The sequence below is a fragment of the Mesorhizobium sp. M7D.F.Ca.US.005.01.1.1 genome (assembly GCF_003952545.1).
Lineage (GTDB): Bacteria > Pseudomonadota > Alphaproteobacteria > Rhizobiales > Rhizobiaceae > Mesorhizobium > Mesorhizobium loti.
This window is the reverse complement of sequence record NZ_CP034453.1, coordinates 789,666-810,442: the sequence shown is the minus strand read 5'-3', so window position 1 is coordinate 810,442 and position 20,777 is coordinate 789,666. Positions and strand designations below refer to the sequence as shown.

General features: G+C 64.2%; 19 protein-coding genes and 1 tRNA gene. 13 read left to right on the top strand and 7 right to left on the bottom strand.

All coding sequences use genetic code 11. The features are described 5' to 3' along the window. Window positions 1-359: 359 nt before the first annotated feature. Window positions 360-434 (bottom strand) — tRNA-Gly (locus EJ076_RS03860). Window positions 435-651: 217 nt separating this feature from the next. Here EJ076_RS03860 and EJ076_RS03855 point away from each other — a divergent pair. The 4 genes from EJ076_RS03855 to EJ076_RS03840 all read left to right on the top strand — a co-directional run bounded on the left by EJ076_RS03855 (window position 652) and on the right by EJ076_RS03840 (window position 3,361). Next, entirely contained in the window at window positions 652-1,149 is a 498-nt protein-coding gene (locus tag EJ076_RS03855) for a prolyl-tRNA synthetase associated domain-containing protein (protein WP_109663657.1), read from the top strand. An 85-nt stretch (window positions 1,150-1,234) separates the two neighbouring features. Next, window positions 1,235-2,248 (top strand): thioredoxin, encoded by a 1,014-nt coding sequence (gene trxA, locus EJ076_RS03850; protein WP_109663659.1) that lies wholly within the window; start codon window positions 1,235-1,237, stop codon window positions 2,246-2,248. A 183-nt stretch (window positions 2,249-2,431) separates the two neighbouring features. Continuing rightward, window positions 2,432-3,103, top strand: coding sequence for an LON peptidase substrate-binding domain-containing protein (locus EJ076_RS03845; protein WP_109663661.1), 672 nt, complete (start codon window positions 2,432-2,434; stop codon window positions 3,101-3,103). A 9-nt stretch (window positions 3,104-3,112) separates the two neighbouring features. After that, window positions 3,113-3,361, top strand: a complete 249-nt coding sequence (locus EJ076_RS03840) for a Trm112 family protein (protein WP_126066959.1) — start codon at window positions 3,113-3,115, stop codon at window positions 3,359-3,361. Between the two features lie 304 nt (window positions 3,362-3,665). Here EJ076_RS03840 and EJ076_RS03830 read toward each other — a convergent pair whose 3' ends face one another. Genes EJ076_RS03830 through EJ076_RS03820 form a run of 3 tightly spaced genes read right to left on the bottom strand, consistent with a single transcriptional unit; the run spans window position 3,666 to window position 9,479 of the window. Then, window positions 3,666-7,019 carry an error-prone DNA polymerase gene (locus EJ076_RS03830; RefSeq protein WP_126066958.1) on the bottom strand — a complete coding sequence of 1,118 codons (3,354 nt, stop codon included), beginning with the start codon at window positions 7,017-7,019 and terminating at the stop codon, window positions 3,666-3,668. Then, the gene (locus tag EJ076_RS03825; RefSeq protein WP_126066957.1) at window positions 7,016-8,494 is read right to left on the bottom strand and encodes a DUF6504 family protein; all 1,479 of its coding nucleotides are present in this window, start codon (window positions 8,492-8,494) and stop codon (window positions 7,016-7,018) included. Before EJ076_RS03825 ends, EJ076_RS03830 begins: the two co-directional genes overlap by 4 nt. Beyond that, window positions 8,436-9,479, bottom strand: coding sequence for a hypothetical protein (locus EJ076_RS03820; protein ID WP_126066956.1), 1,044 nt, complete (start codon window positions 9,477-9,479; stop codon window positions 8,436-8,438). The genes EJ076_RS03825 and EJ076_RS03820 overlap by 59 nt, the downstream gene beginning before the upstream one ends. A 182-nt stretch (window positions 9,480-9,661) precedes the next feature. On the opposite strand from EJ076_RS03820, the gene EJ076_RS03815 reads away from it, so the two are divergent. After that, on the top strand, window positions 9,662-10,084 hold the full coding sequence (locus EJ076_RS03815) for a metallopeptidase family protein (protein WP_023763026.1): 423 nt from the start codon (window positions 9,662-9,664) through the stop codon (window positions 10,082-10,084). Between the two features lie 162 nt (window positions 10,085-10,246). Here the strand turns inward: EJ076_RS03815 and EJ076_RS03810 are convergent, their stop codons facing one another. After that, a complete protein-coding gene (locus EJ076_RS03810; protein ID WP_027032001.1) occupies window positions 10,247-10,453 on the bottom strand; it encodes a DUF1737 domain-containing protein in 207 nt (68 codons plus the stop codon). A gap of 35 nt (window positions 10,454-10,488) precedes the next feature. Continuing rightward, the gene (locus tag EJ076_RS03805; RefSeq protein WP_164548534.1) at window positions 10,489-11,379 is read right to left on the bottom strand and encodes a CoA ester lyase; all 891 of its coding nucleotides are present in this window, start codon (window positions 11,377-11,379) and stop codon (window positions 10,489-10,491) included. 354 nt (window positions 11,380-11,733) lie between these two features. Here EJ076_RS03805 and EJ076_RS03800 point away from each other — a divergent pair, with 354 nt between their 5' ends. From EJ076_RS03800 to EJ076_RS03785, 4 genes are read left to right on the top strand one after another with little or no spacing between them, the layout of a single operon-like run. Then, the gene (locus EJ076_RS03800) at window positions 11,734-13,278 is read left to right on the top strand and encodes a DUF4173 domain-containing protein (RefSeq protein WP_126066954.1); all 1,545 of its coding nucleotides are present in this window, start codon (window positions 11,734-11,736) and stop codon (window positions 13,276-13,278) included. A 3-nt stretch (window positions 13,279-13,281) separates the two neighbouring features. After that, window positions 13,282-13,974 carry a response regulator transcription factor gene (locus tag EJ076_RS03795; RefSeq protein WP_126066953.1) on the top strand — a complete coding sequence of 231 codons (693 nt, stop codon included), beginning with the start codon at window positions 13,282-13,284 and terminating at the stop codon, window positions 13,972-13,974. Further along, the gene (locus tag EJ076_RS03790) at window positions 13,965-15,560 is read left to right on the top strand and encodes an ATP-binding protein (RefSeq protein ID WP_126066952.1); all 1,596 of its coding nucleotides are present in this window, start codon (window positions 13,965-13,967) and stop codon (window positions 15,558-15,560) included. The genes EJ076_RS03795 and EJ076_RS03790 overlap by 10 nt, the downstream gene beginning before the upstream one ends. 38 nt (window positions 15,561-15,598) lie before the next feature. Next, on the top strand, window positions 15,599-16,765 hold the full coding sequence (locus tag EJ076_RS03785; protein WP_126066951.1) for an FAD-binding oxidoreductase: 1,167 nt from the start codon (window positions 15,599-15,601) through the stop codon (window positions 16,763-16,765). A gap of 237 nt (window positions 16,766-17,002) precedes the next feature. On the opposite strand, the gene EJ076_RS03775 is transcribed toward EJ076_RS03785, so the two are convergent. Next, a complete protein-coding gene (locus EJ076_RS03775) occupies window positions 17,003-17,428 on the bottom strand; it encodes a GNAT family N-acetyltransferase (RefSeq protein WP_126066950.1) in 426 nt (141 codons plus the stop codon). 128 nt (window positions 17,429-17,556) lie between these two features. Between EJ076_RS03775 and leuD the strand changes: the two genes are divergently transcribed. The 4 genes from leuD (at window position 17,557) to EJ076_RS03755 (ending at window position 20,772) form a co-directional block, all read left to right on the top strand. Then, a complete protein-coding gene (leuD, locus tag EJ076_RS03770) occupies window positions 17,557-18,162 on the top strand; it encodes a 3-isopropylmalate dehydratase small subunit (protein WP_126066949.1) in 606 nt (201 codons plus the stop codon). A gap of 69 nt (window positions 18,163-18,231) precedes the next feature. Then, window positions 18,232-19,095 carry a hypothetical protein gene (locus tag EJ076_RS03765; RefSeq protein ID WP_126066948.1) on the top strand — a complete coding sequence of 288 codons (864 nt, stop codon included), beginning with the start codon at window positions 18,232-18,234 and terminating at the stop codon, window positions 19,093-19,095. Window positions 19,096-19,202: 107 nt separating this feature from the next. Continuing rightward, window positions 19,203-20,132, top strand: a complete 930-nt coding sequence (locus EJ076_RS03760) for a hypothetical protein (protein WP_109665320.1) — start codon at window positions 19,203-19,205, stop codon at window positions 20,130-20,132. A gap of 256 nt (window positions 20,133-20,388) precedes the next feature. After that, the gene (locus EJ076_RS03755; RefSeq protein ID WP_126066947.1) at window positions 20,389-20,772 is read left to right on the top strand and encodes a RidA family protein; all 384 of its coding nucleotides are present in this window, start codon (window positions 20,389-20,391) and stop codon (window positions 20,770-20,772) included. Window positions 20,773-20,777 lie beyond the last annotated feature (5 nt).

Here is a 20,777-nt window from a genome sequence, read left to right as displayed (position 1 = left end):
TCTACGACGATCTATGTTTGGACACTGAGCCCGGTGCCGCACGGTGTCAAGCGGAGGAGATATTTGGGTCCGATATTTCTTTCAATGCAGAATCTATGTCGTTCTTGGCGTTCGGCCTTGCACCCGATGAGCTTTGAAAGTCGGGCATTACATGCAGATGCAAAGTGTTCGCTCGACAGTGGTCGTCAGCTTACTTCGCTGTTCGAATGGGGTGCGGACTTTGTGATCGGCACGAATGGGGAATTGTGTGTGCGTCGCCTGAATCCGCTCGAACGCGGGCGGAGGAGTTCATCCGCCATCAAAATGAAAAAACCGCGGCGGACCGCGGCTTTTCGATGCTTGATTCCCTGGAAGGAAATTGGAGCGGGTGAAGCGATTCGAACGCTCGACCCCAACCTTGGCAAGGTTGTGCTCTACCCCTGAGCTACACCCGCTCGCACGGCGTCTTGGCCGCAAGCCGGGCCTATATGGCTGAAGAGCGCGGCGATTGCAACAGGGAAATCGCAGGCTTTTTTGCGACGCGGCGGGCAATGCCCGCAAGCCGTAGGCTCGGTGGTGGGCGTTCACCGCGATGTCGCATGACGGTCTTGTGTCGGTCGTCCCTTTGGCCGTAAACGGCATGGGCTTGAGAAACGGGACGAAGACAAACCGATGCCGAAGACCGAAGCCGAATTGATGGCCTTTCTTGCCGAACTCGGAATTGCTGCCTCGACGAAGCGCCATCCGCCGCTCTACACGGTCGCCGATTCGCAGGCGCTGCGTGGCGAAATCGCCGGCGGGCACACGAAAAACCTGTTCCTGAAGGACAAGAAGGATAATTTCTTCCTGGTCACCGTTGGCGAGGACGCGGTCGTCGACCTGAAGCAGATCCACCAGGTGATCGGCGCGGCCGGCCGCGTTTCCTTCGGCAAGCCGGAGATGCTGATGGAGCTGCTCGGCGTCACGCCAGGCGCTGTCACGGTCTTTGGCGTCATCAACGATACGGCAAACAGGGTCAAGCTCGTGCTCGACAAGAATTTGATGGAGCATGCGGTGATCAATGGGCATCCGCTGACCAATGAGGCGACGACATCGATCGCAGCGAGCGACCTGATCAAATTCGTCGAGGCAACCGGGCACGATGCTGCTATCTTGAAAGTCTCCGCGTGATCGCCACATGGATGGCTTGAGTCAGATGGTCTGAAGCATGTGGCGCCTGGCTGCCGGCCGGCCGCGTCATGGAAGGGTTAAAGAGATGAGCGACAACAATCCGTTTGGCGGCCCCTTTGGCGGCAATGGCGGCCAGTACACCACATCCGTGCAGTATGGTGGAACCGCGCCGGCGCCGGCGAAAGTGGCGCTTGGCGATGTGCCCGCCGTTCCCGCCGCCCCGGCTGCCGATGTCATCAAGGACACGACGACCGCCGCCTTTGCCGCCGACGTCATCCAGGAATCGCGCCGCCAGCCGGTGCTGGTCGATTTCTGGGCGCCCTGGTGCGGACCTTGCAAGCAGCTGACGCCGCAGCTGGAGAAGGCGGTGAAGGCCGCCGGCGGCAAGGTCAAGCTGGTGAAGATGAACATCGACGACCATCCTTCGATCGCCGGCCAGCTCGGCATCCAGTCGATCCCCGCGGTCATCGCCTTCAAGGACGGCCAGCCGGTCGATGGCTTCATGGGTGCGATCCCGGAGAGCCAGATCAACGAATTCATCACCAAGGTCGGCGGCAAGGGTGATGGCGCGCCGCCGGTGGCCGAGGCCCTGGCCGCGGCTACAGAAGCGCGCGACGCCGGCGATATGCAGACCGCGGCTGACATCTATGACGCCGTCCTGGCGCAGGCGCCTGAGACGATCGAGGCGATCGCCGGGCTGGGCGAGCTGCTGTTCGAGGCCGGCGACACGGAAGGCGCCGAGGCGCTTTTGGCAACAGCGCCGGAAGCCAAGAAAGATACCCCGCCGCTGGCCGCCCTGCGCGCCAAGATGGCGCTGGCCGCACAAGCGGCAGCGCTTGGCAATCCGGCCGAGTTCGAGCGGCGCCTGGCGGAAAATCCCAAAGACCATCAGGCGCGCTTCGATCTGGCCATGATCCAGAATGCCAATGGCGACCGCACGGCGGCCGCCGACAATCTGCTGGCCATCATCAAGGCTGACCGGGCCTGGAACGAGGATGGCGCAAGGACGCAATTGCTGCAGCTGTTCGAGGCCTGGGGCATGACCGACGAGGCGACGCTTAGCGCGCGCCGCAAATTGTCGGCATTGCTGTTTTCCTGAGCCCGGCTGTTTTGCCGCACGGGCTTGGCGTCGGCGATGACCGCGCCAGATTAATGCATGTCGCCCAAAAGTGGGTCCCGGTTTTGGGAGAACGACATGCATAAACAAAGACTAAAGCGTGTCACCTGCGACGCGCTTTAAGGGAATTGACGCGCTTCCTGGTGGCGCGATCGGAGGAATGAGGTGCAAGCGGGAAACGCGCATTATCGGCTCGCCAAGGATTTGCCGTCGACGATCCCGATCTTTCCGCTTGAGGGTGCGCTCTTGCTGCCGGGAGGCCGCATGCCGCTCAACATCTTCGAGCCGCGCTATCTGCAGATGGTGGACGAGGCCATCGCCGGCTCGCGGCTCATCGGCATCATCCAGCCCAGTCTCGACGGCGCCTTGCGCGACGACGGCGAGCCGGAGCTCTGCAATGTCGGCTGCGCCGGGCGCATCATTGCCTTTTCCGAGACCGGAGATGGCCGCTATCTGATTTCGCTGCAGGGCGTGTGCCGGTTCCGCATCGCCCACGAACTGACAGTCAAGACGCCGTTTCGCCAGTGCAAGCCGGCGGCTTTCCTCGCCGATCTCGATGAGGATCAGGCGGCCAACGAGATCGACCGGCCATCGCTGCTCAAGGCATTTCGCGCCTATCTGCAGGCCAACGATTTGGAGGCCGACTGGGAAAGCGTCAGCCGGGCCGAAAATGCCATGCTGGTCAACGCGCTGTCGATGATGGCGCCCTACGGGCCGGCCGAAAAACAGGCGCTGCTCGAAGCGGCCGACCTGAAGACACGAGCCGAAACGCTGATCGCCATCACCGAAATGGCGCTGGCACGCGAGAATGAGGATTTTGGTTCGAGTTTACAATAAGAGGGCGCGATGGCGGCGGATGGACGTGACGGGAAGAAGGCCAATGTCGACCCCAAGCTGCTGGAGCTGCTTGCCTGCCCGCTGACCAAAGGGCCGCTGGCCTGGGACCCGGAGCGCGGTGAACTGGTCTCGCGGGTCGCCAAGCTCGCCTATCCGGTGCGTGACGGCATCCCGATCATGCTGCCCTCGGAAGCGCGGACGCTGTCGGTGGAGGATGTGCTGGCCCCACCGCCGCCGCGCCTGAGTGGGCCGGGCTGAGGGGCGCGTTCTTGTACCCAATTTGCTGAAGGCCGGCGGGACAGCGCCCCCCTCTGCCCTACCGGGCATCTCCCCCGCAAGGGGGGAGATTGGCTGTCATCTCCGCTTTCGCCAATCTCGAACGTCGAAAGACAGGCCGGACGACGAAGCTGTCGATCTCCCCCCAAGTGGGGGAGATGTCCGGCAGGACAGAGGGGGGCGCTGTCCCGCCGACATAAAGGCTTTGCACCGCTGCATCGCGGTGATGTCGCGGCATGATCCTCGGGTCTCCGCGACGTTGCTTCGCTCTTGCTCCGCCTCATGCCTACTGAAAATTACGCCCCTTGGGCATGACCCTCTCCGCTTCTTCCGACAGCGTTGCGAGATCCTGCCGGATCGGCTTGTCTTGTATCGCGGGGCGGCTGGAGCGATCGGGGACCCTGGCAGCGCGCTCCGGAGAACTGACAGCTGCCGGCGCAGCCTCGCTGACCTTCTCCAGAAGCACGGTCAGCCAGGGTGTCAGATCCTCGATCTTCTCGGCGACGATGTGGACCACACCCGATTCCGACTGCAATTTGCCGGTGACCTTCACGAACCGTGCTCCCATGACAACAGGCCGGTATCGGTCAAAGGTTCTTTGCCAGAAAATGACGTTGGCGACAGCCTTGTCGTCCTCCAGCGTCAGGAAGATCGCGTTGCCCTTGCCGGGGCGCTGCCGCACCAGCACGAGGCCGGCGACGGAGACACGCCTGCCGTCGCCCACGGAAGGCAGGTTCGCATTGGGCGTGACGCCGGCCCGGTCGAGCCGCTCGCGCAGGAAGGCGACCGGATGCGCCTTCAGCGACAGGCCAAGCGCGCGGTAGTCGTGGATGACATGCTCGCCAAGCGGCATTTTGGGCAACCTCGTCTCGGGCTCCAGCTCACGCAGGTGGATCGCCGGCTGGTCGAACAGCGGCAGTCTTTCGGCGGCACTCTTGCCGTCGAGCGCGCGCACCGCCCACAGCGCCTCGCGGCGGTCGAGGCCGAGCGAACGGAAGGCATCGGCCTGCGCCAACCTCTCGATCTCGTCGACATCGAGGCCGGAGCGCAGCCAGACATCTCTCACGGTTGAGTAGCCTGAGCCGCGCCGCTCGACGAAAGCCTCCATGCGTTCCTTCGACAGGCCCTTGATCTGGCGGAAGCCGAGCCGAACCGCATGATTTGTCTGGATGACACCGCGCATTTCGGCGTGGCGAGGGAGGATGCGGGCCGGATCGAAAGGGAATTCCTCCAGCGTGCAATCCCAGACCGAGAAATTGACGTCGACGTCGCGGATGTCGACGCCATGGTCGCGCGCGTCGCGGACGAGCTGGGCCGGCTGGTAAAACCCCATCGGCTGCGAATTCAGGATCGCGGCGCAGAACACGTCGGGATAGAAGGTCTTGAACCAGCAGGAGGCATAGACGAGCAGGGCGAAGGAGGCGGCGTGGCTTTCGGGAAAGCCATATTCGCCAAAACCCTCGATCTGCTTGAAGCAGCGCTCGGCGAAGTCCTTGGTGTAGCCCTTGCCGACCATGCCATTGATCATACGGTCGCGGTAATTGCCGATGGTGCCGGTGCGCTTGAAGGTGGCCATGGCACGGCGCAGTTCGTCGGCTTCGCCCGGTTTGAAACCACCGGCGACGATGGCGATATTCATAGCCTGTTCCTGAAACAGCGGCACACCCAGCGTCTTGCTGAGAATCGCCTCCAGCTCCGGTTTCTGATATTCGGGTTTTTCCTTGCCTTGCCGGCGGCGCAGATAGGGATGGACCATGTCGCCCTGGATCGGGCCCGGCCGCACGATCGCCACCTCGATGACGAGATCATAAAAATTGTCTGGCTTGAGACGCGGCAGCATCGACATCTGGGCGCGCGATTCGATCTGGAAGACGCCGAGCGTGTCGGCGCGGCAGATCATCTTGTAGACCTGCTTATCCTCCGGCGGCAGGGTGGCCAGCACATAGGGCTGCCCATACGGGTCCCTCGCCTTCGGATAATGCTCGGTGAGCAAGGTGAAGGCGCGTTGCAGGCAGGTCAGCATGCCGAGCGCCAGCACGTCTACTTTCAGGATCTTCACCGCGTCGAGATCATCCTTGTCCCACTCCACCATCTTGCGCTGGTCCATCGCCGTCTTGACGATGGGCACGATTTCGTCGAGCCGGTCCCGGGTGATGACGAAGCCGCCGACATGCTGGGAGAGATGACGGGGGAAGCCCATGATCTCATTGGCGCGTTCCATCACATGCCGCGACACCGGATCGCTCCGGTCGAGTCCTCCGGCCCGGGCTTCCTTCTCGCCAAGCTCCGATGTCGACCAACCCCAGATCGAGCCAGAAAGCGATGCCCTGACATCCTCGGACAGGCCCATCGCCTTCGACACTTCGCGCAGCGCCGAGCGGCCGCGATAGCTGATGACGGCGGCGGCAAGTGCTGTGCGCTTGCCGCTGTATTTCTCGTAGATGTACTGGATTACGGTTTCGCGCTTCTCGTGCTCGAAATCGACGTCGATGTCTGGCGGTTCGTTCCTCTCCTCGGAAATGAAGCGCTCGAAAAGAGAATCGATTTTTTCCGGCCCCACTTCGGTGATGCCGATGCAGAAGCAGACGACCGAATTGGCAGCTGACCCACGTCCCTGGCAGAGAATATCCTTGCTGCGCGCGAACTTGACGATGTCGTAGACAGTCAGGAAATAGCGGGCGTAGTTGAGGCGCTCGATCAGAGCGAGCTCTTCCTGGATGCGCTTGGTCACGGATTCAGGCACACCTGCCGGGTAGCGGTTGGCCGCTCCCTCCCGCGCCAGCCGTTCCAGCTCGGCCTGCGGCCCGAGGCCCGATTCCGTCGGCTCGTCCGGATAATTGTACTGGAGGTCGCCAAGCGAGAAGGTCAGCTCTTCCGCAAACCGCAAGCTCTCGGCCAGCGCCTGCGGATGCCGGCGAAACAGGCGCGCCATCTCCATCGGCGGCTTCAGATGGCGTTCGGCATTGGCGGTGAGTTGCAGCCCGACCTCGGCGACGGGGGTGTTGAGGCGGATCGCGGTCAGCACGTCCTGCAGGGGGCGCCGTTCGGCCGTGTGGTAGAGAACGTCGTTGGTCGCCATCAACGGAATGCCAGCGCTCTCGGCCATCGCCGCAGCCTGCTCGATCCGGAAACGGTCATTTCCGGCATAGTCGGGCGAAACACCAAGCCGCAGGCTTTTGCCGAAGCGGTCCTTGAGCTCACCAAGCAGGGCAAGACTATCTTCCGCGCCCGCCGACAGATCGGGCAGGACCGCCAGCGACATCAGGTCACCCCATTCGAGCAGGTCGCTGCGCTGGAGAAGGGTGGCCCCTTTCTCGTTCTCGTCGCGCAGATTGGCTTGCGTCAGCATGCGGCAGAGATGCCCCCAACCCTTGCGGTCCCTGGGATAGGCGAGAATGTCCGGCGTGCCGTCGCCGAAAACCAGCCGGCAGCCAGGATGATAGGAGAGTTTTTCGACCTTGGCCTGCTGCCAGGCGCGCACCACGCCGGCCACCGTGTTGCGGTCGGCAAGTCCGATCGCGGAGAAGCCGAGAAGCTTGGCCGCGACCACCAGCTCCTCCGGCTTGGAGGCGCCGCGCAGGAAGGAGAAATTCGACTGGATGCCGAACTCGGCATAGGGGATGACGGTCAGCGCGTTCATGCGAAGACCCCATGCAGGAACCAGCGCGGCGGGACTTGCGAGGCGCCGCCGTAAAGACCTTGCCGGTAGAGCCAGTAGCGGCGGCCGTCGGCATCCTCGATGCGGAAATAGTCGCGCGTCGATGCCGCCTCGTCGCTTGGCGCTTCCCGCCACCATTCGGCGGCGATGCGTTCCGGCCCTTCGGCCCGCGTGACCCGGTAGAGCGCGCGCCGCCAGCGGAAGTTCAGCGGCGGCCCTTCGGGCATTTCGGTGGCCGGCACATCGATGGGTTCGGGCGAGCGGAACAGCCGGATCGGCCGTTCCGGCGGGAAGATGGTTTTTGGCGCCTGCAGCCTGTCCGGCTTCTTCGGCGGCGTGATCCGGCGCGGCGCCTCGGTGAACGGGATCATGGCGACGGCGCGCTCCGGCAGATGGCTTTCGACCATGACCGGTTGCAGCACCGCGCCCTCCCCGAGCCGGGCGCGGATGCGGTCGGCAAACAGCGCGATATCGGCGCCGTCATCGATCGTTTCACCAGTCAGATCAGCCTGCTGCATGTCGAAGGCGGCTGATGTCAGCACCGAAAGCCGCACCAGATCGAAGCCATAGCCGGCATCGATATCCTGTTCGAGTGCGGCCAGCCGCTCATGGAACAAGCGCTGGATCAGCCGGGGTTCGCGCATCGGCCGCGAGGTGCCGATGGCGATGCGGCTGACAGCGCCGTCGACGCGGAAGAGCAGCAGCGCCAGCGTCCTGGCGCCCTCGCCGCGGCGCTCGAGATCGGTCTTCAAAGTCGCCGCCAGCATGCCCACCAGCCGTTCGATGTCCTCGGTCAAGGTGACGGGTTCGGCAAGGTGGCGTTCGACCGAAAGCGGCGCGACGGGAAGGCGCGGCGACACCGCTTCGTCGAGACGGCCAAGCGCCTGGTCGAGGCGCAGGAGCAGCAAGGCGCCGAAGCGGCGGGCGAGCGGTGCGCGCGGCGCCGCCATGACGGCGCCCGCCGTGCGCAGGCCGACGCTTTCCAGGCTGGCGCGGGTCGAGAGTTCAATGCGCAGTGCGGCCAGCGGCAGGGGTGCCAGCAGCGCTTCTTCCTCGCCGCCCTCGACGATGCGGTCGCCGCAAAAGCGTGCCGCCGCCCAGGCAGCACCGGGCGTCGCGGCAAGCCCGGCACGGACATCGAAACCCTGGTGGAAGAAGCGCGACAGGATGTCGTCCAGCATGGCGCGTTCGCCGCCGAACAGATGGGTGCAGCCGGTGACGTCGAGAAACAGGCCATCTGCCTCGTCGAGCGCCACCAGCGGCGTGTAGCGGTCGCACCAGTCGGCAAGACCTTCGAGCAAGCGGCGGTCGGCCTCTGGATCGGCCTCGACGACGTCGATCGACGGATGCATGGCGCGCGCATCGGCGATGCCCATGTCGCGCTTCAGGTGCAGCGCCTCAGCCCGCTCGTCGAGGGCCGAGATGCGCTGCGCGTTGCGGTCGCGATGGCTGATCACGAGCGGTGGGTGAGATGGCGGCAGGTGATCCGACGGCCGGGAACGCCAGGACCGCCCCAGACGCTGCCGCAGGATCCTTTCCACGGCCAGATAGGGAAACCACAGGGACAGGATTCTTTGCCCGTTGTCTTCCCTCGCCCCTTCTTTCGTCGCCCGCTCTTTCGTCAAATGCGCGTTCATCGGGGTTCCACTCCAGTGTGAATTGTCCAGGCAGGGCCGTGCGGCTCTTGCCGATGGTGAGGGTGAAGGCCGGGCGGCCGATCGAGCCGGCGAGCGGCCCGGCGATGGTGTCGCGCGGCGCTGCCGGCGCCGAGGCGACGATGAGGCGGACGGGGGCGGCCGTCGGCTCGGGCTCGGCCGCCTGCCGCAGCAGGAACACCGGCCGGCCGGCACCTTGCGCCCTTGCATGCAGCCGGCGTGTCGCGGTCAGGTCCAGCCGCTGCGGATTGCCGCGAATTTCCAGGATGACCGCGGCGAGCGCCGTCATCCGGGCCGCCTCCTCGGCGACCCACAGCGCATCGACAAGCCTTGGCGCCTCGGAAAACAGCAATTGCTCCGGCTCGATGCCGAACGAGGCGTGAAGCCCCCGGGCATAGGGAAAACCGGCCTCGCGGAAAATCTCCGATGTGCCGATCCACAGCACCGGCAACCCCGGCGTTTGCTTGAGGATCAGGCTGGTGAGCGACAGGGCGAAACCGGCGACGGCCCCGGCATCGCGGGTTTGCGTGCCATGGATTTCGCTCAAGGCGGCCTTCGGCAGACCGCCGCTCAGGGCGACATCGAGGCGCTCGACGCCGATGGGCAGGAAAGCATCCGGCAACGCCGCGGCAATGCCGCGCCGGACGATTGTGAGATCGGTGTTGACGTCAGCATCGGAGGTCGTGGCAGCCGGCGCAGCCAAGCGCTCGGGCAGCGTTCCCTCGATTTTCGCGATCTGGCGGCGCAGGGCAAAAACAGTCTCCCGCGCCACGGCGGTCATCGCCATGACGGTCAGCTTCCACTCACAATTGTTCCTGTTATGTTCCTATAGATTCCAGAGGGTGCTGGAAGAGTCAAGCGGAGTCGTGGGGAATTTATTCCTCTCCGCCTGGATGGTGCAGGCGCATCAGCCCGTTCATTTGCCGATCACGGCGTGAAAGCCTATATGCCGGGATCAAAGGACAAAGCATGGCTCGCATCTACAAGACCCGCACCTGGCACGACGAACTCTCGCCCTCAATGGACGAAATGGAGTTCCTGGCGCTGGAGGCGTACGCCCATCTGCCGGAGGATTTTCGCAAGCTGACCGGCGAGATCGTCATCCAGATCGCCGAATTCCCGACCGACGAGATCATGGACGATCTGTCGCTGGAAACGCCGTTCGACCTGCTCGGCCTGTTCGAGGGGCGCGGCATCGCCGAACGCTGGAATCCGCAGACCGGCGAGGGTCCGAACCGCATCACGCTCTACCGCCGCGCCATCCTCGACTACTGGTCCGAAAACGAGGAAACGCTGGGCGACATCGTCACCCACGTGCTGATCCACGAGATCGGCCACCATTTCGGGCTGTCGGACGATGACATGGAGAAGATCGAAGAGGCAGCGGAGTAGGCTGTGCCGATATTCAGGTGAGGCCGGCCTGCAAATGGCGGTCCCCTGCGCTTCCGGTGCTCACGTACCCAAAAGTACGCTCCGCTCCGGTTCTCGGGCACCACCATTTTCGACTCGGCCTGACCTGAATCTCGACACAGCCTGCGCCGGCGCTTTGCAAATCTACCAATCACTCAGCTTGGTATCGGGCCCGTATTCCTGACCGTCGATATCTTTCACCACGGCCTGGCCGCAGCGCATCGTCTTGGCTTTCTTGTCGTAGGCATAGGTCGGCGAGCCGAACAGGTGCCAGCCCTTGTTGAGCGCCGCCGTCACCTTGTGGCAGAAGCTGGCGTCGTCCGGGCCGGTCAGAAAGCGGTAGAGTTTCATGTCTCAAGTCCTGTCGTGAATAAGCTTGGCCGATATCATGCGCCGATGGCGGCGGCCTTCGCCAGCAGTTTTTCAGCCTGCGCCAGATGCAGCCGCTCGACCATCTTGCCGTTCAGCGCGATCACGCCCTTGCCGGCGTTTTCCGGTAGCGCGAAGGCTTGCCTGACCAAGCGCGCCTCGACCACGGCTTCCGCGGACGGCGCGAAGGCGCGGTTCGCGGCTTCGATCTGGGCCGGGTGGATGAGGCTCTTGCCATCGAACCCCATGGCCGCGGCTTCCGTGCATTCCCGGGCGAAAGCGTCGAGGTCGCGAAAATCGTTGGAGACGCCGTCGAGCATGTCGATGCCGCCGGCGCGCGCGGCCAGCAGCATCTGCATCAGCCATGGCACGAGATAGCGCCGGTCCGGTGTCGCCAGCACGCCGGTATTCTTGACCAGATCATTCGTTCCGGCAACGAAACAAGCCAATCGAGAGGCAGGGTCGCGGCCAAGCTCGGCGATGGCGCCGATGTTGAGAAGCGCCTTGGGCGTCTCGATCATCGCCCACAGTTTCACGCTGTCGAGGGCAAAATTGTCGTCGAGCACATCGCCGGCCTCGAGCAGGTCGCGCGGCGTGTCGACCTTGGGCAACAGGATGCCGTCGGGTTCGCAGCTTGCCGCGGCCAGCAGGTCGTCGGCGCCCCATTCGCTGGCCAGCGCATTGATGCGCACGACCATCTCGCAGCGCTTGCCAATAGGGTCGGCAACCGGTCGGTTGGCGAAAATGCCGGCCAGTTTTTCGCGCGCGGCGATCTTGTCCGCCGGGACGACGGCATCCTCGAGGTCGATGATGACTGCGTCGCAGGAAAGCTGCGCGATCTTGGCCAGCGCCTTGTCGTTGGATGCCGGAATGTAGAGCACCGAGCGGCGCGGGCGATAGGTTTCCATGGGTGATCTATGCCGCGTGTGGTTGGTGGAGGCAAGCGCGTGCATTAAGGCTCGATCTCCCCCTTGTGGGGAGCGCTGTCCGGCAGGACAGAGGGGGCCTGCCAGCTCTGGCCTCTGCACGAAAACTGCACATGCTTGCGGAAAACCTCCTCGGATCCGCCCTGCGATCTCCCCGCCGGCCTGCGAGACAGGCGGCATGCAAAAGCGAGCAAAACCCCGTCTGCCTCACAGGCTGCGCTGCGAAGGCTGGTGGCTGGCCGATCCGCCGCGCGCGAATCCGACGGCGATCCTCATCCCCTTTGTCCGCAAGAGCCCGCCGGCAATCCGGCGGGACGTCATCAGGAAAGCCAGGTCATGACAGCGTTGTTCTCCGCCGTACCGAGCTATTGCAGCCGCCTTGGCGTTGCCGCTCTGCTGGTCGCGCTGGCGGATTTTCTGTTCTACGGCCAGCCCGCCGGGATCACGGTTTTCCTGTTCGCCCTCCTGATTGCCGCCGCGGTCGTCGCCGTGCATCCGGCGGCCTTCAGCGATGGCAGGGTCTGGCTCAAGCCCGCTGCCCTGCTTGTCGTGCTGCTGCCGCTCGCCGAGACCGTCAGCGCCTTGTCGGTGTCAACAGCGCTGGCGGCGCTAGTCGTTTTCGCGCTTTCGCTGAGCGGGCGGCTGCGGCACAGCATCGCCCGCATTGCCGGCCAGATCGCGCTGTTCGGGCTGGCGGCGCCGTTCCGCTTCGCCAGTGATTTCATCCGCTGGCGCAAGACGGCGCGCCGCTTCGGCCGGCGCCGCGTCCGCCTCGCCGCCATCGCCGTCTGGGTGATGCCGCTGACACTGGGCGCGGTCTTCCTGGCGCTGTTCGGTGCCGCCAATCCGGTCATCGATTATTGGTTGTCGCTGATCGACCTTCTGAAACTGCTCGATCTCATCCAGCTTGCGCGGATTGCCTTCTGGCTGTTCGTGCTCGCCGGCGTCTGGGCTTTTCTGCGGCCACGGGTGCCGCGCCTGATTCGCCGCATCCCGCGCGCGGCGCCGGCCGCCAGCATCCAAGCCGAGAGAACCGTCACCACCATCGAGGACATGCTGTTCGGCAAGGCTGCCATCCTTCGCGCGCTTATTGTCTTCAACATCCTGTTTGCGCTGCAGACGGCGCTCGACGCCACCTATCTGTGGGGTGGGGTGGCGCTTCCCGACGGGCTCAGCTACGCCGCCTACGCGCATCGCGGCGCCTATCCCCTTGTTGTCACCGCGTTGCTTGCCGCCGGCTTCGTGCTGGCGGCGCTGCGGCCGGGCAGCGAGACATCCGCCGATCCGCTCATCCGCCGTCTGGTCTATGCCTGGGTGGCGCAGAACATCATGCTGGTCATCTCGTCGATTCTGCGGCTCGACCTCTATATCGGCATCTATGCGCTGACCTACTGGCGCGTCGCCGCCTTCGTCTGGATGGGGCTGGTGGCATCAGGCCTTGTCCTCATCATCGCCCGCATCGCGCTGGGAAAATCCAACGAATGGCTGCTGTCCGCCAATCTTCTGACGTTATCTCTGACGCTTTATGCCGGCTGTTTCATCAATTTCGCAGCAACGATCGCCAATTACAATGTCGACCATTCCTTCGAAATGACCGGCCAGGGCATTTCCCTCGATGCCTGGTATCTGCGCTCGCTCGGCCCGGGCGCGTTTCCGGCGCTCGATCGCTTCCTCGATCATCAGAGCAGGACGGCTGTCGCCAATGATCCGGTCTTGCGCGAACTCGTCGGGTTGCGCGGCAGCGACGAAGGCTGGTATCGCACCCTGCAGCAGAACTGGCGGGCCTGGAGCTTTCGCGACTGGCGGCTGTTGCGCACTCTCGACATGAAGGGGCCGCCTGTGGTTCCTGACCGTATCGAACCCCACATGCCGGGCCACTGATCCATGCCGCATCACATCCTCGTAGCCGACGATGATCCGCACATCCGCGAGGTGATCTGCTTTGCGCTGGAGAAGGCCGGCATGAAAACGACAGGGGTGGCCGATGGCGCGGCTGCCCTGCAAGCGATCGGACGGCGCACACCCGACCTGGTCGTGCTCGACATCGGCATGCCGGAGATGGACGGACTGGAGGTCTGCCGGCGGCTCAGGCACACATCCGATGTGCCGGTGCTGTTCCTGTCCGCGCGCGACGAGGAGATCGACCGCATCCTCGGGCTCGAAATGGGCGGCGATGACTATGTGACAAAACCGTTCAGCCCGCGCGAGCTGGTCGCCCGCGTCAACGTCATCCTGCGGCGCGCGCGCCCGGCGGTGCCCGAACCGGACGACGACAGGCAGTTTTCGCACGGCAAACTGGCTCTGGCGCCGGCCAGCCATGCCGCCAGCTTCGACGGCAAGCCGCTTGCCCTGACGGGGATAGAGTTCTCGATCCTGAAAGGGTTTCTGGCGCGGCCGGCGCATGTGCTCGACCGCGACGCGGTGATGGCCAGCGCCTATGCCGGCAAGATCCATGTCGCCGGCCGTACCGTCGACAGCCATATCCGCAACATCCGCGCCAAGCTGGCAGCAGTGGGTTGCCCTGATGTCATCGAGACGGTGCATGGCGTCGGCTTCCGGCTCGGCCGATGCGGCTGACGAGCAAATGGATCGGCCGCAAATGGCGGCCTCGCCTCGCCACGGTCGTCGTCGCCATCCTGATCCTGGTGATGGCCTTGCCGCTCGTCGGCCTGTTCTTCTTCCGGCTCTACGAAAACCAGCTGATCCGCCAGACCGAAGCGGAGCTGATCGCGCAAGGGGCGGCCATCGCCGCCATCTATGCGCAGGATGTGCGCGACGCCGGCATTGCCGCAGAAAAACTCGGTGCGCCGATGCCGGGGCCAAGCGGGGATTCAAGCCGAAACGTCAATCCTGACCCGCTGTACAGGCCGATCGAGCCGCAACTCGATCTCGCTTCCGATTATGTCCTGCCCACTCGGCCGGCGGCCATGCCAGGCACCGCCGATCCCGCCTTTGCCGCGATCGGCACGCGCCTGTCCGGCATTCTCGACGCCACGCAGAAAACCACGCTGGCCGGCTTCCGGCTGCTCGATCCCCGGGGCGTTGTCATTGCCGGGCGCGACGAGGTTGGGCAGTCGCTTGGCGAGGTCGAGGAGGTGCGCGCCGCACTTGCCGGCCGCTATGCCAGCGCGCTCAGGCTGCGTATCCCCGACCAGCCGGCGCCGCCGCTCTATTCGGTCAGCCGCGGCACCAGGGTGCGTGTCTTCGTCGCCTTGCCGGTGGCCGTCGATGGCCAGGTCGCCGGCGTGGTCTATGTGTCGCGGACGCCCAACAACATCATCAAACATCTCTATGGCGAGCGCGGCAAGGTGACGTTGGCGGCCATCGCCATTCTCGGCGGCACGCTGCTCATCGGCCTCGTCTTCCTGCGCACCGTCAGCCGGCCGATCTATGCGCTGATCGATCGCACGGAGCGTATTGCCGCCGGCGACCGCGCGGCGATCCGACCGCTCGACCATCACGGCACTCGAGAGATGGCGGAGCTTTCCGCCGCCTTCCTCGACATGGCCGAAAAACTGCAGGCGCGCTCCGACAGCATCCAGACTTTTGCTACCCATGTCTCGCATGAGCTCAAATCGCCGCTGACGGCGATCCAGGGCGCGGCCGAATTGCTGCGTGATTCCGGCGCGGCGATGGACGATACGGAGCGGCGGCGTTTTTCCAACAACATCGTCACCGATGCCGGGCGGCTCAATCTGCTGGTGCGGCGCCTGCTCGATCTGGCGCGCGCCGAAAACCTGGCGCCGAGCGGCGAAAGCACCTCGATCGGTGCGGCACTGGCGATGCTTCCCGTCGACAACCGGCTGGCGGTTCGCGTCGAGGCCGGGGGCGATCTGGCCTTGCGCATGTCGGCCGAGAACGCCGCAATCGTGCTTGCCAATCTCATCGACAATTCGGCTAGGCACGGCGCGACGCTGGTTTCGATTGCTGCGGCGAGCCCTGGCGGCAAGGCGATCATCCTCGTCAGCGACGATGGCGCCGGCATTTCGCCGAGCAACCGGGCGCGCATTTTCGAACCGTTCTTCACCACGCGACGCTCTACCGGCGGCACCGGCATGGGCCTCGGCATCGTGCTGGCCCTCCTGAAAGCGCATGATGGTATGATCGCGCTGGTTGACTCCGAACGCGGCACGCGCTTCGAGATTATTTTGCCGGTCGCGTGACTCCTGATCGGCGGCTCGAATCGGAAAGGGCATAAAGCGTGCGCTACGACATCGTCATCATCGGCGGGGCCATCGTCGGCTCCTCGGTTGCCTATTACCTGCGCGAGGAAGGGTTTTCCGGCTCGATCGCGCTGGTCGAGCGCGATCCGCAGTTCGCTCACGCGGCAACGACGCTGTCCCTGGCCTCGATCCGCCAGCAATTCTCGATCCCGGAAAACATCCGCCTGTCGCAGTTCACGCTAAAGCTGTTCCGGCGGCTGAAGGAGGAGTTCGGCGCGGACGCCGATATCGGCTTTCGCGAAGGTGGCTATCTCATCCTTGCCGGCGAGAACGGCTTGCCGATCCTCAAGAGCAATCACGAGGCGCAGATGGCCGAGGGCGCCGACATCGTGCTGGAGGACGCAGACCAGTTGGTGCGCCGCTTCCCGTGGCTGTCGGCCGAGGGCATCACCGCCGGCGCCTATGGCCGCAGCGGCGAGGGCTGGTTCGACGCGCATGCGATGCTGATGCTGTTCCGCAAGGCGCTGCGGCAGAAGAAGATCGATTTCATCACCGCTGATGTCACTGGTATCGAGCGGCAAGGCGACCGCGTCACCAGCGTCAGTCTCGACAGTGGCGACAGGCTGGAAGCCGGCATCGTCGTCAACGCCGCCGGGCCGAATGCCGGCAAGGTGGCGGCTCTTGCAGGGCTAGCGCTGCCGGTCGAGCCACGCAAGCGCAACGTCTTCGTTTTCGAGGCGCGCGAGAAATATGCCGACATGCCGCTGCTGGTCGACCCCTCCGGTATCTATGTGCGCCCGGAAGGCTCGGTCTACCTCACCGGCGGCGCCGAACCGGAAGAGGGTGACGGCCCGGCCGCCCCCGGGGATTTCGAGGTCGATTGGCCGCTGTTCGAGGAGGTGATCTGGCCGGTGCTGGCGACCCGCATTCCGGCTTTCGAGGCGATCAAGCCGACCCGCGCCTGGGTCGGGCATTACGATTACAACACGTTGGATCAGAACGCGGTGATCGGCCCGCATCCTGAAGTCGGGGATTTCATCTTCGCCAACGGATTCTCCGGCCACGGCCTGCAGCAGGCCCCGGCGGTCGGCAAGGCGCTGGCCGAGCTGATCGTGCATGGCGGCTACCGCACGGTGGACTGCTCGGCGTTTGGCTACAGCCGCGTCGCGGAAGGACGGGCGTTTCGCGAATTGAATGTGATTTGAGGGGGGCGAAGGGAAGGTCCTTTTTGACGCTGGCGGGACAGCGCCCCCCTCTGTCCTGCCGGACATCTCCCCCACACGGGGGGAGATTGCTGTCATCTCGGCCTTCGCCAATCATCAATGTTGCAAGCGCGCCAACGGCGAAGCTGCCAATCTCCCCCCTCGTGGGGGAGATGTCCGGCAGGACAGAGGGGGGCACGAAGGATCGCTACGGTTGCGGAAGAGTATTTCGAGCGAGCCTCAGCCCTTGCGGCCAAACCAGAAGGCGTCGGCCATGTGCTTCATGCCGATGCGTTCGTAGAAGCCGACGGCGTCAGGCATGGAGATCAGGCTGATGGCGACGGACGGACCGAGTTGCCGGCGGGCCTCGTCCATCAGGCCCTTGCCGATGCCGAGCCCCTGCGCCGATTGGGAAACGGCGAGTTCGGAGATGTAGCAGACCCAGGAAAAGTCGGTCATCGCCCTGATAACGCCGATCAGTGGCCTGCCTTCGACGTCGAGACGTGCGGTCAGCACCAGATTGGCGCCCGACAGCATTGCCTGTAGCCTGACGTCGTCATCGACGGGACGTGTCTCGCCGAGGCCGGATTCGATCAGAACGCGGCGGAATTCGTCGATGTCGAGCGCGGCTTCGCGTGCATAGAGGACGTGCGAGTTTTCTGCCATGGTCGCCAGACTGCACCATCGGGCTGGCTTGTGCCACCGCGCACAAACAGTTGCCTTTTATTTGCCGCCGGCTTTGTGTAAACCGTGCCTCAGCAAATCCTCCCGCAACGAAAACACGGGCAAAAGCCATGGAAAAATTCACCAAGCTCACCGGCGTCGCCGCTCCGATGCCGATCGTCAATGTCGACACCGACATGATCATCCCCAAGGATTATCTGAAGACGATCAAGCGCACCGGACTTGGCACCGGCCTTTTCGCCGAAATGCGCTACAATGACGACGGTTCGGAAAATCCGGATTTCGTGCTCAACAAGCCGGCCTACCGCAAGGCGCAGATCCTGGTTGCCGGCGATAATTTCGGCTGCGGCTCGAGCAGAGAGCACGCGCCGTGGGCGTTGCTCGACTTCGGCATTCGCTGCGTCATCTCGACCTCGTTCGCCGACATCTTCTACAACAACTGCTTCAAGAACGGCATCCTGCCGATCACTGTCAGCCCCGAGGATCTCGAGAAGCTGATGGACGATGCCTCGCGCGGCTCCAACGCCACGGTGTCGGTCGACCTCGAGGCCAAGGAAATCCGCGGACCGGATGGTGGCGTGGTCAAATTCGACCTCGACGATTTCAAGCGGCACTGCCTGCTCAACGGTCTCGACGACATCGGCCTGACCATGGAAAAGGCCGGCGCCATCGCCTCGTTCGAGAAGCGCAACGCCGAACAGCGCCCCTGGGCCTGATAGACGCCGCCTGAGTACCAAGGCCGCACCGATGGCTGGTCTTCGCTTCGGGTAGAACGGGGACCTGTCATGACACGCTCGCTTTTTGCCGGCGCCTGCGGGCTGGCGTTGATGCTGCTTCCGACGACTAGCTTGCATGCCCAGACGCAGGCGCCTGCCATCGATCAGCAGGCGCCGATCCCGTTCGAGGGCGGTCACCTGACCGTCACCCAGCAGGAGCCCGACGGCGAAAAGGTGCTCGCCTTCGACGGTCAGAAGCTGGCGAGCAATTACGACGTCTTCTTCGACAGGATCGTCAATATCGCCGGCGCCAAGGTGGCGCTGGTCGATGTCGGCGACGGCAACATCGACCATCTCTGCGGTCCTCCTGTGATGATCGTGTGGAAGCCGAAAGGCGGCACGGTCCAGGGCATCACGGTGGAGCAGGACGGCTGCGGCGCGCCGGCGTCGGTGACCGACAATTCCCTCTATTTCGTCCCCTATCTCTTACCGGGCGCTTCGAAGCGTGTGATGCAATGGTCGCCCCAGGACGGGCTGACGATTTCGGGCAATCTCACCTACATGCCGGACCCTGGCACGGGTTGGAAAGATGTCGACGCGTCGAAATACGAAGACATGATCGACGCCTTCCACAACGAGGCTGTCTACAGGGACGCCGAAACATTGCTCGGCAAGGACATGGCCATCCTGGCGGCCAGTTTCCTGGCCGCCGGCGGTACGAAAAAGACGGCGTCCGGCATCGTCTATTTCGACGGCTGCGCGCCGCACAATTGCGGCGGCAACCACGGGTTCATGGCGGTCGACCAGACCAACCACAAACTCTATTTTGCCCGCAGCAGCGGCAAGCCCAGGATGGATGTCTGGCCGGCGGTGGAGACGTGGCCCGCCGACATCAAGGCGGCGCTGGACAAGGCGCTTGGCTCGCCGAACTAGGCCACCATTCCGCGAAGGTGATGACGAAAACGCGAAGGCTCCTGCGCAGAGCGCGGACTGGCGTTTCGGTTTCGGCCGGCTATGATCTGACGAAACGGAGGACCACCATGACACGTTCGCTTCTTGCCGGCGCCTGCGGGCTGGCCCTTTTGCTGGTGCCGGTGGCGGGCGCCTATGCGCAAACACAGACGCCCGCCGCCCAGCCGGCACCTGCGGCCGAGAAGCCTGCCACCGACCAGGGGACAGACGCCGCCGACGCCTCCGATGACGACAAGCAGGCGCCTGTGCCCTTCGAGGGCGGCACGCTGACCATCACCCAACCGGAACAGGACGGTGAGAAGGTGCTTGCCTTCGACGGCAAGCAGCTGGCCACCAATTATGACGTCTTCTTCGACAGAATAGTCGAGGTCGGCGGCGTCAAGGTGGCGCTGTTCGATGTCGGCGACGGCGGCAATCAATGCGGGCCGGCGACAGTGATCGTCTGGAAGCCGGAAGGCGGCACCATCCAGAGCACGACGGTCGAACAGGACGACTGCGGCGCGCCGCCCTCGGCGGTGTCCGACAACGCCATCTATTTCGTGCCCTATTTGCTGCCGGGCGATGAGAAGCCGGCTTTGCAATGGTCGCCGACCGACGGGCTGACGATCTCGGGCAATCTGACCTACATACCGGAACCCGGCACGGACTGGAAAGACATCGATCCGGAAAAGTACCAGAACATCATCGACGCCTTCCACAACGAGGCCGTCTACAAGGAAGCGCAAAAGCTGCTCGGCAAGGACATGCCCGACATGGCGACCAGCCTGCTGGTCGGCGGCGGCACGGAAAAGACCGCTTCGGGCGCCTTCTACGCCAGCGGCTGCGTGCCGCATGACTGCGGTGGTAACGACGGCTTCATGGCGGTCGACCCGGCCAAGCACAAGCTCTACTTCGCCCGTCGCGGCGACAATGGCGAGCCGAACGCCTGGCCGGCGGTGGCGAGCTGGCCGGCAGATATCAAGGAAGCGCTGGACAAGGCGCAGGGGTCGGCAAATTAAAGCATTAGCGGTGCGCGGCGCCCCCCGCGCTTTCTTCATCCACGGGCGGAGCGACGCGCAGCGGAGCGCAGACCCGAGGATCCATGCCGCGTCACTACGCTCCTTGCTCCGCCATAGGATGACGACGGAAGGGATGCTTCAACCAATCTCGGAGGTTCGCGCTTCGCTTCCGGGATAACAGTTCGCCTGGCTTGGCCCACGACCCGCGCCGTTCCGCCTGCTAATGCTGGCCGACAACCCAAGCAAGGCCCCTCATATGCGCAAACTCATCTCAACCGGTTCCCCCTTCGAAAAGACCGCCGGTTATTCGCGTGCCGTGGTGCAGGGCGACTGGTGCTTCGTCTCCGGCACGACCGGCTATGACTATGCGACGATGACGATGCCGGACACTGTCGAGGCGCAGACACGCAATTGCCTGGCGACGATCGGCAAGGCGCTTCATGATGGTGGCTTCGAGATGGCCGATGTGGTGCGGGCGCATTACTACATCACCGATCAGACCTTCGTGGACATCGTCTTCCCGATCCTCGGCGAGACGTTCGGCGACATCAGACCGGCGGCGACGATGATCGTCTGCCAGCTCAACAAACCGGAAATGAAGATCGAGATCGAAGTCACGGCGCTGCGGCGCACAGCGTAAAAGGC

What these genes read in the sequence shown, in the direction of transcription:
- EJ076_RS03855 (WP_109663657.1), top strand. Translation starts at nt 652, where the DNA reads ATGCCGAAGACCGAAGCCGAATTGATGGCCTTTCTTGCCGAACTCGGA.
- trxA (WP_109663659.1), top strand. Translation starts at nt 1,235, where the DNA reads ATGAGCGACAACAATCCGTTTGGCGGCCCCTTTGGCGGCAATGGCGGC.
- EJ076_RS03840 (WP_126066959.1), top strand. Translation starts at nt 3,113, where the DNA reads ATGGCGGCGGATGGACGTGACGGGAAGAAGGCCAATGTCGACCCCAAG.
- EJ076_RS03830 (WP_126066958.1), bottom strand. Translation starts at nt 7,019, where the DNA reads ATGAACGCGCTGACCGTCATCCCCTATGCCGAGTTCGGCATCCAGTCG.
- EJ076_RS03820 (WP_126066956.1), bottom strand. Translation starts at nt 9,479, where the DNA reads ATGGCGATGACCGCCGTGGCGCGGGAGACTGTTTTTGCCCTGCGCCGC.
- EJ076_RS03815 (WP_023763026.1), top strand. Translation starts at nt 9,662, where the DNA reads ATGGCTCGCATCTACAAGACCCGCACCTGGCACGACGAACTCTCGCCC.
- EJ076_RS03810 (WP_027032001.1), bottom strand. Translation starts at nt 10,453, where the DNA reads ATGAAACTCTACCGCTTTCTGACCGGCCCGGACGACGCCAGCTTCTGC.
- EJ076_RS03805 (WP_164548534.1), bottom strand. Translation starts at nt 11,379, where the DNA reads ATGGAAACCTATCGCCCGCGCCGCTCGGTGCTCTACATTCCGGCATCC.
- EJ076_RS03800 (WP_126066954.1), top strand. Translation starts at nt 11,734, where the DNA reads ATGACAGCGTTGTTCTCCGCCGTACCGAGCTATTGCAGCCGCCTTGGC.
- EJ076_RS03795 (WP_126066953.1), top strand. Translation starts at nt 13,282, where the DNA reads ATGCCGCATCACATCCTCGTAGCCGACGATGATCCGCACATCCGCGAG.
- EJ076_RS03790 (WP_126066952.1), top strand. Translation starts at nt 13,965, where the DNA reads ATGCGGCTGACGAGCAAATGGATCGGCCGCAAATGGCGGCCTCGCCTC.
- EJ076_RS03775 (WP_126066950.1), bottom strand. Translation starts at nt 17,428, where the DNA reads ATGGCAGAAAACTCGCACGTCCTCTATGCACGCGAAGCCGCGCTCGAC.
- leuD (WP_126066949.1), top strand. Translation starts at nt 17,557, where the DNA reads ATGGAAAAATTCACCAAGCTCACCGGCGTCGCCGCTCCGATGCCGATC.
- EJ076_RS03765 (WP_126066948.1), top strand. Translation starts at nt 18,232, where the DNA reads ATGACACGCTCGCTTTTTGCCGGCGCCTGCGGGCTGGCGTTGATGCTG.
- EJ076_RS03760 (WP_109665320.1), top strand. Translation starts at nt 19,203, where the DNA reads ATGACACGTTCGCTTCTTGCCGGCGCCTGCGGGCTGGCCCTTTTGCTG.
- EJ076_RS03755 (WP_126066947.1), top strand. Translation starts at nt 20,389, where the DNA reads ATGCGCAAACTCATCTCAACCGGTTCCCCCTTCGAAAAGACCGCCGGT.